Raw genomic sequence first — 14,869 nt, 5'->3', positions numbered from 1 at the left:
ACGCGACTGAGGGCGGCGCGGCATTCGGCCCAATGCTCCTCTGCTGACGGTGCGGCGACGACCGGCGCTGCCGGCCGGGTGCCGCGACCCGACAGCGCCGGCGCCGGCCGGGTCGTCGGCGACAGGCCCTGGACGGTCGTCGGGCCGCGCCGGCAGGGTCCGTCACGTCGCCCTGGCCAGTGGGCGGACATCGACCGGGATCCCGGTCACATGGGACATGCCGCCGACCGGGTCGAAGGTCCCCGGTCCGTGGGGGGCCAGGGCGTTCACGTTCACTCCGGGTCGGTCCCGCGCCCGCGTCATCCCAGACGTCGAGGCGTTCCCGAATCCGTGCGTCATGGCGACGACGCCGACCCGCAGCCGAGGATCGAAACGGATGCCGGCCTCGATGGCGCCGTAGTCGTTGCTGATCCGCACGCGGTCGCCTGGTGCCACCCCAAGCCGGTCGCCGTCCCGTGGGTTCATCCACAGCGGATTCGGCTCACCATCGTCCGCCACCGCCGACGGCAGGTTCTGCAACCAGGAGTTGATCGTGTTCTTCGTCCGGCGGGTGATGAGCTTGAACCCGTCCGCCGGTTCCCCGTCCAGCTCACGGAACAGGGCATGGCCACGCTCCAGCGCCGGGCGCAGGGCATCGGGGACCAGGTTCAGGACGCCTTCCACGCCGAGTCGTTCGAGTGACCCGCCTGGCCCCGGCTCCGCCAGCGGCAGGATGCCGCCGGCCTGGCGCAAGGCGGCGATGCTCACGCCGCTCGGGGCGAGCGCGCCATCGAGCAACGCCATCGGGTCGGCGGTGTCGAGAGGGAGCGGCGGCCGGCGGCCCATCGCCTCGAGCAGACCGCCGAAGATCTGCCATTCCTGGCGCTGCTCGGCGTCGGGCTCGACCACTCGCGGCGTCCACTGCACGAACGGCACGCCCTGCACGCCCTGCACGAAGGTATTGAGGTCCTCCCGTTCGAACTGGTCCGTCGCTGGGAGCACGTAGTGCGCCAGCTCGCCGGTCGCGTTCCGGTACAGGTCGATGCTGACGAGGAGATCCAGTGACCTCATAGCGTCCGCGAGCTGCTCGCCGCCGCCCATGGACAGCACCGGGTTGCCCGCCAGGACGACGAGCGCGCGCAACGGCTCGGCGGAGTCCTCGACAAGGTCGGACAGGAGCGCGCCCGGCAACATCCCGACGGTCCGGCGGAACGGTCCCCAGGTGGACTGCTCGAACGACGCCGCGGTGCGGTCCGCCGACGCCCTGGGCTTCGCCAGTCCGCCGGTGGCGAAGTAGTTGCCGCCCGGCTGGTCGAGGTTGCCCGTCGCGAGGAGCAGCATCTGGACGAGCCAGTACGCGAGCGCCCCCTGACGGCCCATGTTCAGGCCGGTCGAGGCGTGGATCGAGGCCCGCTCGGCGGCGGCGAAGTCCCGCGCCAGCGCGGCGATGGTGCCCGCCGGCAGTCCGACGACGTCGGCCACCGCCTCGGGTGAGTAGGGGGTCACGAACGCCGCGACCTCGTCCAGCCCGTCGATCCGGCCCTCGAACACGCCGGGACGGAACCCGACGGTCCGATGAATCTCGTGGAGCATCGCGGCGAGCAGGTAGGGGTCGGAGTCCGGACGCAGCTGCAGCGTCTCCCCGACGTCCGGCTCGATCTGCAGCGGGTCGACGAACACGACCCGGCCACCTCGCTGCCGGACACGACGCAGGGCCTGGAGCGGATTGGCGACGCTCAGGAACGACGATTTGCTCACCCGCACGTTCGACCCGATCCACAACAGGAAGTCGGTGCGCTCGAGATCCGGGATGGGATGGGCCTTCATCGTGCCGTAGAGCAGCTCGGCCACGGTGTACTTGTTCGCGCAGTCCTGCGTCGTCGCCGAGAACAGCCGGTCGGAGCCGAGAGCGGCGGTGAAGGAGACCCCCATCGCGCCGCCGAGGGCGTTGAAGGCGTTCGGGTTCCCGAGGTAGAGGCCGACGGACCGGGGACCGTGCCTGGCGATTACGGCCTCGAGGCGCTCGGCGATGTCGGCGAACGCCTCGTCCCAGGTGACGGAGACGAACGTGTCGCCGGCCCGTCGCTGCGGCCGCCGGACCCGGTCCGGATCGTCATGCACCTCCACCGCGCGCAGGCCCTTGCCACAGGCGAACCCCTTGGTGACCGGGTGGTCCCGGTCGGCCCGAAGCCGGGTGAGCCGCCCGTGTTCCACCGTGGCCGTGAGGCCGCAGCCGGCCTCGCAGAGGCGGCAGAAGGTGCGGATGGAGTCGGCCATGGACCCTGCCCTCCCATCGTCGAGTCTGGCGGAACCGTAATACGGACGACGTAAAACATCTAGATGTTAGAGATGGCTGGCTGGGAGAGGCCGCAGCCGCGGGGCAGGAATACAAGCCTCAGATTCCTTGGTCACCGACCGGTCGGGCCGCGCGCTCGCCGAACGGGCCTGGTCGCAGGTGCGTGCGGCCCTGGAGACCAGGCAAGCAGACAGCCCGGTCAACGGCGTCTGCCACCTCCGGTCGCCGATCGGTCCGGCGGGTGAGGATGTCTGACATGCGGCTCGTGGTCATCGGTCCCGCGGCCGCCGTCGTATCCGGCGGCCGCGGGCCGTCCCCGTCGGGCCTCACCAGATCTTCGCGATGTCCTCGAGCATGTCGGGGTGCGTCGGTTCGAGGATCATCGTGGTGACCGGGCCGTCGCGCCAGACCGCGAGCTGCTCGGAGATCCGGGGGACGGGGCCGACGAGGGCCAGGTCGTCGACGAGCTCGTCGGGGACGGCTGCGCAGGCGGCGGCGCGCTGGCCGCCCAGATAGAGGTCCTGGATGCGGGCGACCTCGTCGGCGTAGCCGTAGCGGGAGACCAGCGAGGCGTAGAAGTTCTTCGTCCGTGAGCCCATGCCGCCGATGTGCAGCGCGATGCGGGGGCGTACCCGGTCGCGGCAGGCGGCGAGGTCGTCGCCGACGCAGACGAGCACCGTGGGCGCGACCTGGAACCCTTCGGGCGCCTTCGCGAGGGCCTCGCCCCAGGTCTCGCGCCACCGGGTCGGGCTCCACAGGTAGGGGAGCAGGCCGTCGGCGTTCTCGACAGCCATGGCCACGTTCTTCGGGCCCATCGCGGCGACCAGGATGGGAGTGCCCGGCGCCGGCGGCATGGTCGTGCGCAGCGGGCGCCCCTGCCCGGTGGTGCCGGCGCCGGTGTTCGGGATCTGGTAGACGGAGCCGGAGAACTCCAGCTTCTCGGTGCCGGCGAGCGCCGTGCGCAGCACGGCCAGGTACTCGCGGGTCATCCGCACCGGAGCGTGGTACGGCACGCCGTGCCAGCCCTCGACAACCTGCGGCCCCGACGCGCCCAGCCCGAGGACGAGGCGTCCTTCGGACAACTGCTGCAGCGTCAGGACCGTCATGGCGGTCGCCGCCGGCGTGCGCGCCGCCATCTGGGCGATGGCGGTGCCCAGCCGCAGACGGCTGGTCCGTGCGGCGAGGTACGCGAGCGGGGTGAACGCGTCGCTGCCCCACGCCTCGGCCGACCACACGGAGTCGTATCCGGCCCGCTCAGCCCGCAGCGCGACGTCCGCGAGCGACCGCGGGTCCCCGCCGAATCCGGCGAGACTCAGTCCGAGCGAAGGCCTTGGCGGCATGTCAGATCCTAACTGTCTAATCTTTTGGGTCAGTTTTCCGCTTGTGCCCGGTCGCCGCGTGGATCGTCGACCAGCGTGTGGGCAGCCACCTCGCCCTTCGCGCGCATGCTCCGCGAAGGGCGTCACTTCTCGACGGTACACAAATATCTATATATATTGTGGCGACTGTATCCGGGAGGAAACCCTGATGGTCTCTGCACCCGCGCGGCGGGCCGGCGATCACCGCGCCGCGTTCGCCCACCGGCGTACGAGGAAGGCCCCAGGCGCATGAGCGTCCGGTTGGTGGCGGCCGCGACGCCCGAGCAGGAGATGCTCCTCGACACGAGTGCGCGGTTCATCGCCGAGACATGCCCGCTGTCGACGGTCCGTGAGCTCGCCGAGGTCGGTGACCGACCGGGCGCGGCCTACTTCGAGACGGCCGCGGCGCGCGATACCGGCCTGTACTCGGAAGGCTTCATGAGCGAAGGTCAAAATCTCCTCTCCTTCCACGGTCGGGTCGCCGTCGTGGTCGGCGCGGGTGCCGGGCTGGGGGCGACGCTCGCCCGCCGTTTCTCGTCCGCGGGTGCGTCAGTCGCCCTGGTCGCCCGATCGACGGCGTCGCTCGACGCCTCGGGCGAGGCGGCGCGGGCGGCTGGCGGTGAGGTGCTCACCGTGGCTGCGGACATCGCCTCGCCACCCGACGCCGAGCGGATGGCCATGGCGGTGATGGACCGCTTCGGCCGCATCGACGTGCTCGTGAACGCGGCCTTCCCGAACACCGCCAAGCGCGCCGTCGTGGACATGGACGCCCCGGAGCTCGAGGAGTGGCGGCGGGCGGTGGAGATCGGCGGGTTCGGGACGCTGCTCACCTGCCGGTACGTGGCGCCGCACATGGTCGAGCGTGGTGCCGGCTCCATCGTCAACGTGACGTCGATGTCGAGCCGGATCGGCCTGGCCGGCCGCAGCGAGTACAGCGCCGGCAAGGCCCAGGCCCACAAGATCGCGCAGTCGCTCGCCGCGGAGCTCGGCCCGCACGGTGTGCGGGTGAACTGTGTCGCGCCGGGCCACATCTGGAGTGCCCGGCTCGAGGGGTACTACCGGTCGCTGGCGATGCAGCGCGGGGTCGAATACGAGGTCGTGCTCGCCGGGTATGCGAGTGAGATGGCGCTGCGCCGCCCCGTGACCGAGGACGAGGTCGCGAACGCGGTCCTGTTCCTCGCGTCGGACCTGGCGTCGGGGATCACCGGGGCTGTGCTCGACGTGAACGCCGGACACCTCTTCACTCCTTGACCGCGCTGGGCCGGGTGCTCGTTGGGTCAGCAGTCCGAGACGGAGGACAGAACCTTGCAGTTACGACCTCGGCCGAAGATCGCACCGCGGCTGTGTGAGAGCGGACCGCAAACCTGCGCCGCGCCGGAGCCCGACGCCGCCGTGTCCACGCCTGGGAACCTCGGGACCGGGCTATGACTTCCGCTCCACACCGCGATGCGGCCGACGCCGGCTCGCTTCGAGTGCCGGACACCCTGGAGGACGTGCTGTCGTCCGCGTGGCTCACCGCGGCGCTCGGTCGCCGGTTCCCCGGCCTGGAGGTCAGCACCGTGACGCCCGGCCCGGTCATCAGCCGGGTGGCGACGAACGCCAGGTTCCGGATCGAGTGCGTGGGCGGCGTTCCGCCGGGACTATCGGCGAACCTCTGCGTCAAGGGCTACTTCACCGAGGTCGGCCACGCGGCTCGGGCGACGGGGGAGCACGAGGCCTGGTTCTATCGGGACGTGGCCGCGTCGACCGGCATGCGTACCCTGCGTGCCGTCTACGCCGACGTCGACCCGCTGACCCACCACGGGGTCGTCATCACCGAGGACGTCGTCGCCGAGGGGGCGACCTTCCTCGACGCCCGCAGCGACTACACCCCGGATCAGGCGGCCGAAAGCCTCACCGAGCTCGCCCGCCTGCACGCGGCGGCCTGGGGTGACCCGGCACTCGCGGACGCCCGCTGGCTCGCCGGCCGGATGGACGGCTACCTGCGGGTGCGTGGCGTCCGGGAGATCCGGGACAACTTCGCCGGCCCGATCGGCGCGGGCGTGCCGGCCGAGGTGCGTGACGCCGAACGGCTCGCCGCCGCCTACCGGGTGCTGGCCGCGCGGGCCAAGGCGGTCCCGCGATGGACGGTGATCCACGGCGACGCCCACGTCGGCAACGTCTACCTCGACGGTGCCGGCCGGCCGTCGTTCGTCGACTGGCAGACGGCGCAGCGCGGGCCCTGGTACCTCGACGTCGGGTACCACATCGCGTCCGCGCTGACTGTCGACGACCGACGGCACGCTGAGCGCGACCTGGTCCGCCATTACCTCGACCAGCTGCGCGCCGGCGGCGTGGACGTCCCCTCCTGGGACGACGCCTGGCTCGGCGTGCGCCGCGGCATGGTCCACGGCTTCTTCATGTGGGGCATCACGCTGAAGGTCGATCCGGCCATCACCAGCCTGCTCCTGACCCGCATCGGAACCGCGGTCGCCGACCACGACGCCCTCGCCGCCGTCGAGAACGACCAGGAGTGGTGACCACGACCGCGACTGCGGCATCGACGACCCACTGTCCACAACAGAGCGTCGCTATTTCAGGTCTGCGGATCGACCCCGCCGGTAGCCACAGGTGGCCAGGCGCGTGGACCGTCCCGTGGGCGGTCCACGCGCCCTGTCCGCCTGACGAGGTGTCGAAGGTCAGGAGCCGAGCTTCGGGCCGGGGGTGAAACGGACTGGTAGGTGGCGGGGGCCGGAGATGAAGTTCGACTGCAGCCAGGTGGTGGGGCCTGCGGGCTCGATGTCGGGCATCCGGGTGAGGATCTCGCGCAGCAGCGCGGTGATCTCGACGCGGGCGAGGTGTGAGCCGAGGCAGAAGTGCGGGCCGCCACTGCCGAAGGCGATGTGGTCGTTCGGGGAGCGGGTGATGTCGAACGTCTGTGGGTTCGCGAACACCCGCTCGTCGCGGTTGGCCGAGCCGTAGTACATGACGACCTTGTCGCCGGCGCCGATCTGCCGGCCGCGCAGCTCGGTGTCCGTCGTGACGGTCCGGCGCATGTAGACGACCGGGCTGACCCAGCGCAGCATCTCCTCGATCGCCGTGTCGAGCCGGCCGTCGAGGTCAGCCATCAGCGCGGCCCGCTGGTCCGGGCGCTCGAACAGTGCGTGCAGGCCGCCGCCGACGAGTTGGCGGGTGGTGTCGCCGCCGGCGTCGATGAGGAGCATGAAGAAGAGGTTGAAGTCCATCTCGTCGAGGCGGTGGCCCTCGACCTCGGCGGCCAGCAGCCGGCTCGACAGGTCGTCGCCCGGGTTCCTGCGCTTGGCCGCCTGCAGCTCGCTCGCGTAGGTGAACATCTTGAGCGCCGCGTTGAGCTGGGTGCCCTCCGGCACGGTGTCGGGGACCGCGTGCATCTGCTCGGTCAGTTTGTAGAGTTCGCGGCCGTCTTCCAGTGGCATGCCGAGCAGGTCGGCGATGACGAGCGAGGGCATCTCGCCGGCGAGGTCGTCGACCAGGTCGCATTCGCCGCGTTCGATGACCGCGTCGACGATCTGGCGGGCGAGGGCGTCGACCCGGTGGATGAGTGGCCGTACCGACCTGGGGACGAAGTCGGGGCTGACGAGCTTGCGGTACTTGCTGTGCCGCGGGGGGTCCATCATCAGCATCATCTGGTGGTCGCCCATGGAGGCGCCGTCGCCGTGGACGTCGACGATCTGCACGGACGGCGAGTTGGAGAACGTGCCCGGGTCGCGCCCGACGTGTCGGACGTCCTCGTAGCGGGTGACCGCCCAGAACCCGGGGCCGTCGGGCTCGTCGTGGCGGTGCACCGGGTCGTGCTCGCGCAGCCAGGTGAACTGGTCGTGGGGCTGGCCGTTCGCGAACGACGCCGCGTCCAGCAGGTCGATCTTCGGGGCGGTGGCGGTGCTCGCCGCTGTCATGCTTCTCCCCAACCTCGCGCCGGCGGAGGCGGGCTTACGTGGAGCCTCCGAGGACGTGCCCTCTTAAAGATGTAGATGTCTTCTTTCGTGGATGTGCGGAAGGTACGTTATCGGCGGTCGGCGCCTCAAGCCCTGGGGTGCCCCAGGCCCGAGCGCCCGCGGCGGCCTCCCGGCCGCCGTCAGGTCCTGGCGCCGCCGTCGGCCTGACCCGCGCCCTTCGAGCCGGCCACCGGCTGGCCTCGCAGGGCGAGCAGCCGCGCCAGGGCAGGGGTGTCGACCTTGCCGGTGGCAGCATCGGGACGTGGTCGAGCGCGGGCAGGACGAGCCAGCGTGGCCGACTGGCCGGGTTGACTGACCGCGTCGACTGGTCATGTCGACCGGTGAGTCCGGCCGATTGCACCCGCTGCGCACGTGGAGTCGGCGCGTCTATTGGGCGTGTCCAGCGGCGGTCGCGTCTGTGTGGGCCGAGCTGCCGGCTGATCGCGGCCCGAAGGCCGGGTTCGGGCCGTCCGGTACCAGCCGGCCCGGCGTCAGGCCGCCGACCAGCAGCACCGCGAGGGCGGCGGTGACCGCCCACTGTTCGCGTGTGGTGAGGTCGGGCTCGCCGGCGTGATCGCGCCGTCCGGTGAATCCGGTGAAGAACCAGCGTACGACCGTCGCCCCGTTGGCCGCTGTCGCGACGGCGAGCGCCACCATCAGCAGCGATGACGATTCCCGGGTTCCCTCGATCAGGAGATCCTCGCCGATGAATCCCAGGGTGGCCGGGAATCCGACGACGGCCAGCCCGAGCAGCAGGAACGCGACGGCGAGTTTCGGGGTGCGGGCGAAACTGCCACCGGCTCCGGTGAGGGTGATGGGCCCCCGGCGTGCCTCGGTGGTCGACAGGACCATCAGGGCGCCGGCCATCCCAATGGCGTAGGCCTGCCAGGCCAGTATCGCCCCGGCCACGGTGGTCGGTGACGCCTCCGCGATGCCGCACGCGACGATCCCGGACACGCTGACCGTGACGGCGCTCAGCCCGCGCCGGGCGTCGGGCTGGACGAGCCCGAGCAGGCCGCCGAGCAGGGCGGACACCGCTGCGACCACGAGCAGTCCGGTCCCGGGCGCCGGTATGCCGTCGGCGAGGAGCAGCATCGGCGCGGTCGGACCCGTGAGGAACACAACGACCAGACCCATCGGCGCTGATTCCACCAGCCCGGAGACCCACAGGTGCAGGGGCAGCAGGCCTAGCCGGGCCGTGGCGGCGGCGATGATCGCCGCGGCGCCGATCGTGCCCGCCCATCCCGACGCATCGCCGATGGCCAGGACCATCACACCGAGGGCGGCCAGCGTGACACCGAACGCTTGGTGTAGGGCGAAAAGCCGGGCCGGTCCTCGCGAACCGAGGCGATGGCGCAGGTCATGCCACATCGCGGCGGATGCCAACGCCCACAGTGCCACGATCACGGCCGGTTCGCCGGTCGCGGTGGCCGCCAGCCCGGTGGCGAGCACCACTAGGACGTGGATGAACGTGCGCGGGGTGTGCGTGCGCACCGGCGCCAGCGCGACCGCGACCAGGCCGGCCAGCCCCGTGGCCACCGGCGTCCAACGGGCCCATCCCGTCGTCAGGGTGGTCACCGTCTCGCCGCCGACGCCGGCCAGCGCGTCGTCGACGAGTCCGGCCAGCGGGACACAGATGACGATCATCGCGAGCGCTGTGCCTGTCCAGGCCGTTGCCGCCGCCCGTGCTCGCCGGGCATCGAGCCGTCGGCGGGCTAGATCGCCCGCGCCGAGCAGCAGGAGGCAGGCGGCCAGCAGCGGGCCTAGCGACACCGTCATCATCGCCCCCTGGGAGCGATGTCGTGCGCTGGCGCATTCCGGCCGGCCCCTTCGCGGGCAGGCGCACTCCCGCTGGCCGGGCTGCCGGCCGCCGTGCCGCGCGCCGCCGCGCGGCGGACGGCGGGGATGCTGATGGTGGGGTTGCCGAGGGTCAGGGCGAGGGCGGCCACGTCGGGGGTCGTGCCGCTGCGCGCGCCGCCGATGCGGTCGGCCGCGCGGCGCTGCCCGTGGTCGATGGCCCGCAGCAGCCGCGCGATCGGGGCGCACAGGTCTCGCAGCCAGACGTCCAGATGGCCGCGTTCGAGCGCATACCGATACAGCCGTGGCTGCCAGCGGGCCGGGACGAGCCGTTCGAGATGCCGGCCGGCGTGCGGCAGCGTCCGCCCCATCGCCTGTTCGAGATGGTGCCGGTCGTGCAGCAGGCTCGGTGAGCGCAGGATCTGCGCGCTGCGCACCGCCGCATGTCCCAGGATGTGCGGGATGGCCAGCAGGTACAGGCCCAGACCGATCTCGGCGACGATCAGGCCGACCTGCGTCATGGAAGCGTAGGCCAGGGCGCTTTTGATGTCTGACTGCACGCGGCCGACCACGGTGGCGTGCAGGGCGGTCGCGAGACCGATCAGGACGACGACCACCCGGGCGGCGGGTGTCGCGTCGAACAGGGCGTGGGTGCGTAGCAGTAGGTACGGTCCGAGGTGCACCGAGATCGCGCCGTAGAAGATCGCGCTGGACGGGGTGGGACCCTCCATCGCCCGTGGCAGCCAGCCACTCGCCGGCACCAGCGCGGACTTGCCGACCACGGCCAGGACCAGGAGCAGCGCCACGATCGTCGCGCTCACCGCGGAGGCCGGCACGGGGACCTGCGCCCAGTCCGCCCAGTCCATCCAGCCCACCTGGCCCGGCCAGCCGGTCGTCGGCGCGGGCGGGCTGACGAGGTCCACCGATCCGGCCGTGCCGGCCAGCAGAGCGGTCCCGGCCAGCAGCCCGACATCGCAGGCACGGTAGGTCAGGAACGCGCGCAGCCCGTGCCGCACCGGTCCAGGCCGTTCGTGGAAGAAGGCGATCAGCAGGGCTGAGGACATCCCAACCAGCTCCCAGCCGACGAACACGACAGCCAGGCTGCCGGCGAGCACGACCAGTTCGACCCCGGTGCCGAACAGCGTGAGCAGCAGGTAGAAGCGGAAGAACCCCGGCTCCCGGTGCAGGTACCGGCTCGACAGCGCGCCGATCAGCCCGATCAGCGTCGCCGCGGACAGCGCAAACGGGATGGACAGCCGATCGGCCACCAGGTGCCAGCGCCAGGCATGGTCGGGTGTGGCGAACCAGGTACCGACCTGAACGTCGATCATGTCGCGCCTGGTCACCAGGAGAGCGACACCGAGAGCGGCCGTCGCGAGGACGACGGTGCCGAACACGATGGCCACGATCGTGACCGCGGCCCGTTCCGACCAGTGGTGACCAAACCACAAGGCGACAGCCTGCACGGCGACCCCGGCGGCCGGCAGCACGACCGGGGCCAGCAGCAACACGGTCATCACCCCGCCATACGCACTCCCGGACAGGTTGGTCGTGAGGGCGTGCCTCATCCCGCTGGCCGCGGGTTGACCGGCTGACCGCCAGCGTGGTCGTTGACCGCGTGGTCGTCGACCGCAAGGCCGGCTCCGGGCGGGCTGGCGGTGGGCCACCGGGCACGGTCCGGGCCTGGGCCCGGCCGTCGGGCCGCGGCGGTCTCGTCCGCGGCGGCCGGCGGCGGTGTGCCGAGTACCTCGGCGCATCCGAGATGGTCGCGACGGCCGGCGTAGAACTCCACCGAACGGGTCACCACCGGCAGCGTGAGATCGTTCGGGTGGTGCTGGCGGAACGTGCCGTCGACATACAGGTGGATGTCGGGTCCCTGCGGATCCCAGGCGGCGAGCTGAATCCACCCGCCCGAGGCGAGCCGATCGAGTCCCGGATTGTCGCGCAGCAGGCGGGAGAGGAGTTCCGGCTCGGCCTCGGCGATCACGAGCAGGCGCATTGGCTCGTGGATCTCTACCATCTGCCAGGGCAACCCGGTGCGCAGGTCGGAGGCATGCCCGTCCATGACGCCGACCAGCGCGGTGATGTTGTGGGGCAGCTTCGTGCCGCTGCCGTAACCCACCGGATCGATGAAGCTGAAGTAGTACTCCAGGTTGATCCCCGCGCCGACCGGGCCGGCCGACAGCAGCAACCGGGTGAGCACCTCGCCGTCCGGGTCCGTCGTCGGATCGTAGGAGACGAGGAAGGCGCGGCGGTCCAGATACAACCCGCGGGTGCGGGAGCGCCGTCCGATCACACAGACGGCGTTCGTGGCGTGCCCGTACTCCGGCCGTGGCTGGCCGATGTCCCGGGCGTGCTCCTGGACATGCGCCAACGCCTGTTCCGCGTCGAGGTCGGTGGGCGCGGACTCGAACCGCCGGCACCGTTCATGCGCGTCCAGCCGGCAGGCCGCGTCCATGGCCGCCCGGACCCGGTCCAACGCGGGGCGGAAGCGGTCTGGCACGAGATCGGTGTCGAAGTAGTCGATCGACTCGTCGCACGTGTTGTGATAGGCGCCGATGAACCAGATGCTCGGATCCAGGCGGATGCCCCGCTGGGCGAGACTGTCGCGAACTCGGGGGTGGTTCGCCATCGCGGCGAACACCCGGGCGTTCGGTCCACCCTGGCCGCCACCGGTGGCACCGCAGTCGTGGGCCGCTTCGTGTGGATTGTTCAGGCTGGACGATCCGTGACCGACGATCAGAACGAGCCGCTCGGCGCGTGAACCCGCCCGCCCAGCGGTCGTCGCTCCAGGCATCGTGGCGCTTTCGGTCGTCGACCGTGACGTCACGGCGTCTGGAGCGGCTGTGACGGCTGTCGCGGCGGTGCCGGTCAGGCCGATGTTGGTCAGCATCGCGTCGACGATGTCGGTCATCTCCGCGACCGTGTAACCCAACCGCAGCGGCGCCGACCCGACCCCGGGCACCAGCGCACCGGATGCCGTGCCCGGTGTTGCGGACATCGTCGCCGAGGCCGGGGTGTCCTCGAGATGCTCGACGTCGTCGGGGCATTCGAGGACGAGTCTGGTGCGCGGGCGCGGCGCCACCCGGTGGTGGACGTGACGCGCCCAGTGTTCGGCCGTCCGCGGGAACAGACACCGGCTGACGAGCGGCACGGTCGATGCCAGGCCGGCGAGCGCGGTCAGGGCCGCACCGCGGCCGAGGGTTCCGCGGGCCCTCGACACGGCGTGTCCGACGTGTCCATAGCGGCGCATCGCCCGGCGGTAGGCCGCATGTTCGGTCTCGTCCACAGCCCGCTCCATGACGAGATGTCGCGGGGTCGTCGTGACCGGGCACAGCGCACGCGGCCGGATGTCGTCCAGGCCCTGGTAGGCCATGGTCACACCGAAGAAGCCGGCGGCACCGTAGGTGCGCACCGCCGGGCAGTGCTCCTCGAGATGCCGACGCAGCGATTCCTCCCGCTCGTCCATACAGAAGACCGCGAGGAAGTCCGTGGGTGGGGCATCGACCTCGGCGGCCGGAGCGGAGTTCCGGCCGTGCGCGCACAGCGCATCCAGGATGATCATCCGATACCGGCGCTCGTACGCCTGGTGCAGGAGCCAGCGTCGGCGCTGCTCGTCGAAATCGGCGACCGCCCGCAGCCAGGCGCTGGCCCACCGGTCCTCGGTGAGCAGACCAAGATCGACGTCCACCAGCTGGGCCAGCACGAACGCCTCGTACACCAACGCCGTGTCGATGCTCGCCTCGTCGACGGCGTGGACAGCACGCGGCTGGATGGCGAGCGGCTCGCTACTGGATCCTCCGAACCCGGGTTGGGCACCGAAAGCGGCCGAGGCGCTTGCCACCGTTGCGGCGTTCGGCGCGGTGGGAGTGCTCACTGCGGCGGGGGAGTCGTATGTGGCCGGCGTGCCGGTCACATCCGACAGCGTGGGCGAGTCGAACGTTGCGGGCGACGAGACCGAGCCAAGGGGACCGAGATCGGCCGGTTCCGCCCCGGGGCCGATGCGTTCGGTCAGCACGTACCGGGTGGCGAACACCTTGAGCAGGAGTTGCACGGCGAGGAAGTCGACGAGCCGTGCGGGGGACGGCTGCACCGGAACCCGGTCGGGGCGAATCTCGAACTGGCGTACCATGCCCGCCCAGCCGCGCAGGGACAGCAGGTTCGCCCGGATCGTCGCCGGCCAGACCGACTCGGGTAGCTGCAACGCACGAAGCGCCCACACCACGGTCCGCGTCGCCGTCCATCCCTGCGCCGCCTGCTCGCGAAGAACTACATCGAGCCCACGCCAGACCGGGTCGGGCCGACCGCCGGGCAGGCCGAACAGTCGCCGGAAAACGCCCAGCAGGCCGTCCTCGCGTTCCGGCATCTGCCAGTACGCGATACCTTGATCGAGAAAAGCGGAGCACAACCGAATCAGCACCGGATGCGCGAACTCATCCGTGTCCACACCCAGCAGGCGCAGAATCTGGTCGCGGCGCCGGGCCGGGACCGCGATGGCGGGTGCCGGTGGGCGTTGGCGTTCCAGGGTCTCCCAGACCTCGGCCAGGAGCCGAGCCTTGGGTGTCCGCTGACCGGACAGGGCCCGACCGTTTCCTGTCCAACCCGGGCGTCCCCCGCGCCCGGGGGTCCGGGCAGCACCTCGCCGGGACGCGCTCCGCGCTGCTTCATGGCGGCCGGGGCTGTTGTGGCGCGCCCCGCGACTACCCGTCGCGGGGCGGCGGACCTGGGCCTGACTATCCGGACGGCCGGACGCAGGGGAGTCAGAGGTGTCGGGGAATCCGGGGGTGTCCTGGCCGCCGCCGTGCGGCTCAAAGATCCGTCCGGCCTGGCGCCGAAGCGCGGCCCGGCGGGCGTCGTCCACCCAGGGGTGGCAGCGACGACGGGCGTCGTCGTCCTCCAGCAGCCAGCGCAGCCCGGCGCCCTGCGGGATCTCAAACAGGGTGGTGAGACGCCGAAGCCGGAACTCGGCCAGGGTCGGCCCGCCGGGCACCACCTCGACGTCGCCGTCAACCTCGTCGTGGGGGGCAAGTACGGCGCGTACGTCGTCCTCACGGATCCGGCCGCTGCGCAGGTGCTCGGCGAACGCCCGCTCGGTCTGGAAAGGCTGCGTGCCCAGCAACTCGGAGGCGTGGACGACGGCGTCCTGGAAGGGGAGATCCTCGAATGCATGCAGCGTGTTGTGATGCACGAAGAAGCTCAGTGGTGCCTGCTCGGGCAGAAGGTGCGCGACGTCGTCCAGGATGCTGGCGACCAGGGACTCCGGATCGGTCCGCGATTCGCTCTCCGGCTGGGCGGGGACCGGTACCGCCGGACCCGCTGCGGTCGCCGGCGTCGCTGTCGTCTCCGTCGTCGTCTCCATTCCTGCCGCGGCCTGCCTTCGGGCACGACGGGTCCGCCCGACCGCGGATCGCTAGCCGGACGCCGACGAATCGTCCGCAACGGTGGCCACACCGAGTCTTGGTCCTCCGCCGAGAGTAGTCGGCGCT

At 71.4% G+C, this 14,869-nt stretch carries 8 protein-coding genes; 2 read left to right on the top strand and 6 right to left on the bottom strand.

Features of this window, described 5'->3' with window-relative positions:
* Positions 1 to 162: 162 nt before the first annotated feature.
* Together QOZ89_RS09815 and QOZ89_RS09810 are read right to left on the bottom strand one after the other, a co-directional pair.
* Entirely contained in the window at positions 163 to 2,256 is a 2,094-nt protein-coding gene (locus tag QOZ89_RS09815; RefSeq protein ID WP_312623586.1) for a molybdopterin-containing oxidoreductase family protein, read from the bottom strand.
* A 345-nt stretch (positions 2,257 to 2,601) separates the two neighbouring features.
* The gene (locus QOZ89_RS09810) at positions 2,602 to 3,615 is read right to left on the bottom strand and encodes an LLM class F420-dependent oxidoreductase (protein ID WP_071051280.1); all 1,014 of its coding nucleotides are present in this window, start codon (positions 3,613 to 3,615) and stop codon (positions 2,602 to 2,604) included.
* 267 nt (positions 3,616 to 3,882) lie between these two features.
* Here QOZ89_RS09810 and QOZ89_RS09805 point away from each other — a divergent pair, with 267 nt between their 5' ends.
* Entirely contained in the window at positions 3,883 to 4,884 is a 1,002-nt protein-coding gene (locus QOZ89_RS09805; protein WP_157910575.1) for an SDR family oxidoreductase, read from the top strand.
* 173 nt (positions 4,885 to 5,057) lie between these two features.
* A complete protein-coding gene (locus tag QOZ89_RS09800) occupies positions 5,058 to 6,152 on the top strand; it encodes an aminoglycoside phosphotransferase family protein (protein WP_312623585.1) in 1,095 nt (364 codons plus the stop codon).
* Between the two features lie 159 nt (positions 6,153 to 6,311).
* Here the strand turns inward: QOZ89_RS09800 and QOZ89_RS09795 are convergent, their stop codons facing one another.
* The 4 genes from QOZ89_RS09795 to QOZ89_RS09780 form a co-directional block, all read right to left on the bottom strand.
* Complete coding sequence (locus QOZ89_RS09795) at positions 6,312 to 7,547, bottom strand: cytochrome P450 (protein WP_071051278.1); 1,236 nt, start codon at positions 7,545 to 7,547, stop codon at positions 6,312 to 6,314.
* A gap of 426 nt (positions 7,548 to 7,973) precedes the next feature.
* The gene (locus tag QOZ89_RS09790) at positions 7,974 to 9,365 is read right to left on the bottom strand and encodes a proton-conducting transporter transmembrane domain-containing protein (RefSeq protein ID WP_312623583.1); all 1,392 of its coding nucleotides are present in this window, start codon (positions 9,363 to 9,365) and stop codon (positions 7,974 to 7,976) included.
* A complete protein-coding gene (locus tag QOZ89_RS09785) occupies positions 9,365 to 10,900 on the bottom strand; it encodes a proton-conducting transporter transmembrane domain-containing protein (RefSeq protein WP_071051276.1) in 1,536 nt (511 codons plus the stop codon). The genes QOZ89_RS09790 and QOZ89_RS09785 overlap by 1 nt, the downstream gene beginning before the upstream one ends.
* A 47-nt stretch (positions 10,901 to 10,947) precedes the next feature.
* Positions 10,948 to 14,742, bottom strand: coding sequence for a putative inorganic carbon transporter subunit DabA (locus QOZ89_RS09780; protein WP_312623582.1), 3,795 nt, complete (start codon positions 14,740 to 14,742; stop codon positions 10,948 to 10,950).
* Positions 14,743 to 14,869 lie beyond the last annotated feature (127 nt).

Origin of the sequence: Pseudofrankia coriaricola (assembly GCF_032027725.1) — a bacterium.
GTDB lineage: Bacteria > Actinomycetota > Actinomycetes > Frankiales > Frankiaceae > Pseudofrankia.
The sequence above is the reverse complement of the archived record's forward strand: the minus strand, read 5'-3'. Positions and strand labels throughout refer to the sequence as shown.

Bases quoted from the DNA above. Each gene is read 5' to 3' on its own strand.
- QOZ89_RS09815 (WP_312623586.1), bottom strand. From the start codon at position 2,256: ATGGCCGACTCCATCCGCACCTTCTGCCGCCTCTGCGAGGCCGGCTGC.
- QOZ89_RS09810 (WP_071051280.1), bottom strand. From the start codon at position 3,615: ATGCCGCCAAGGCCTTCGCTCGGACTGAGTCTCGCCGGATTCGGCGGG.
- QOZ89_RS09805 (WP_157910575.1), top strand. From the start codon at position 3,883: ATGAGCGTCCGGTTGGTGGCGGCCGCGACGCCCGAGCAGGAGATGCTC.
- QOZ89_RS09800 (WP_312623585.1), top strand. From the start codon at position 5,058: ATGACTTCCGCTCCACACCGCGATGCGGCCGACGCCGGCTCGCTTCGA.
- QOZ89_RS09795 (WP_071051278.1), bottom strand. From the start codon at position 7,547: ATGACAGCGGCGAGCACCGCCACCGCCCCGAAGATCGACCTGCTGGAC.
- QOZ89_RS09790 (WP_312623583.1), bottom strand. From the start codon at position 9,365: ATGACGGTGTCGCTAGGCCCGCTGCTGGCCGCCTGCCTCCTGCTGCTC.
- QOZ89_RS09785 (WP_071051276.1), bottom strand. From the start codon at position 10,900: ATGACCGTGTTGCTGCTGGCCCCGGTCGTGCTGCCGGCCGCCGGGGTC.
- QOZ89_RS09780 (WP_312623582.1), bottom strand. From the start codon at position 14,742: ATGGAGACGACGACGGAGACGACAGCGACGCCGGCGACCGCAGCGGGT.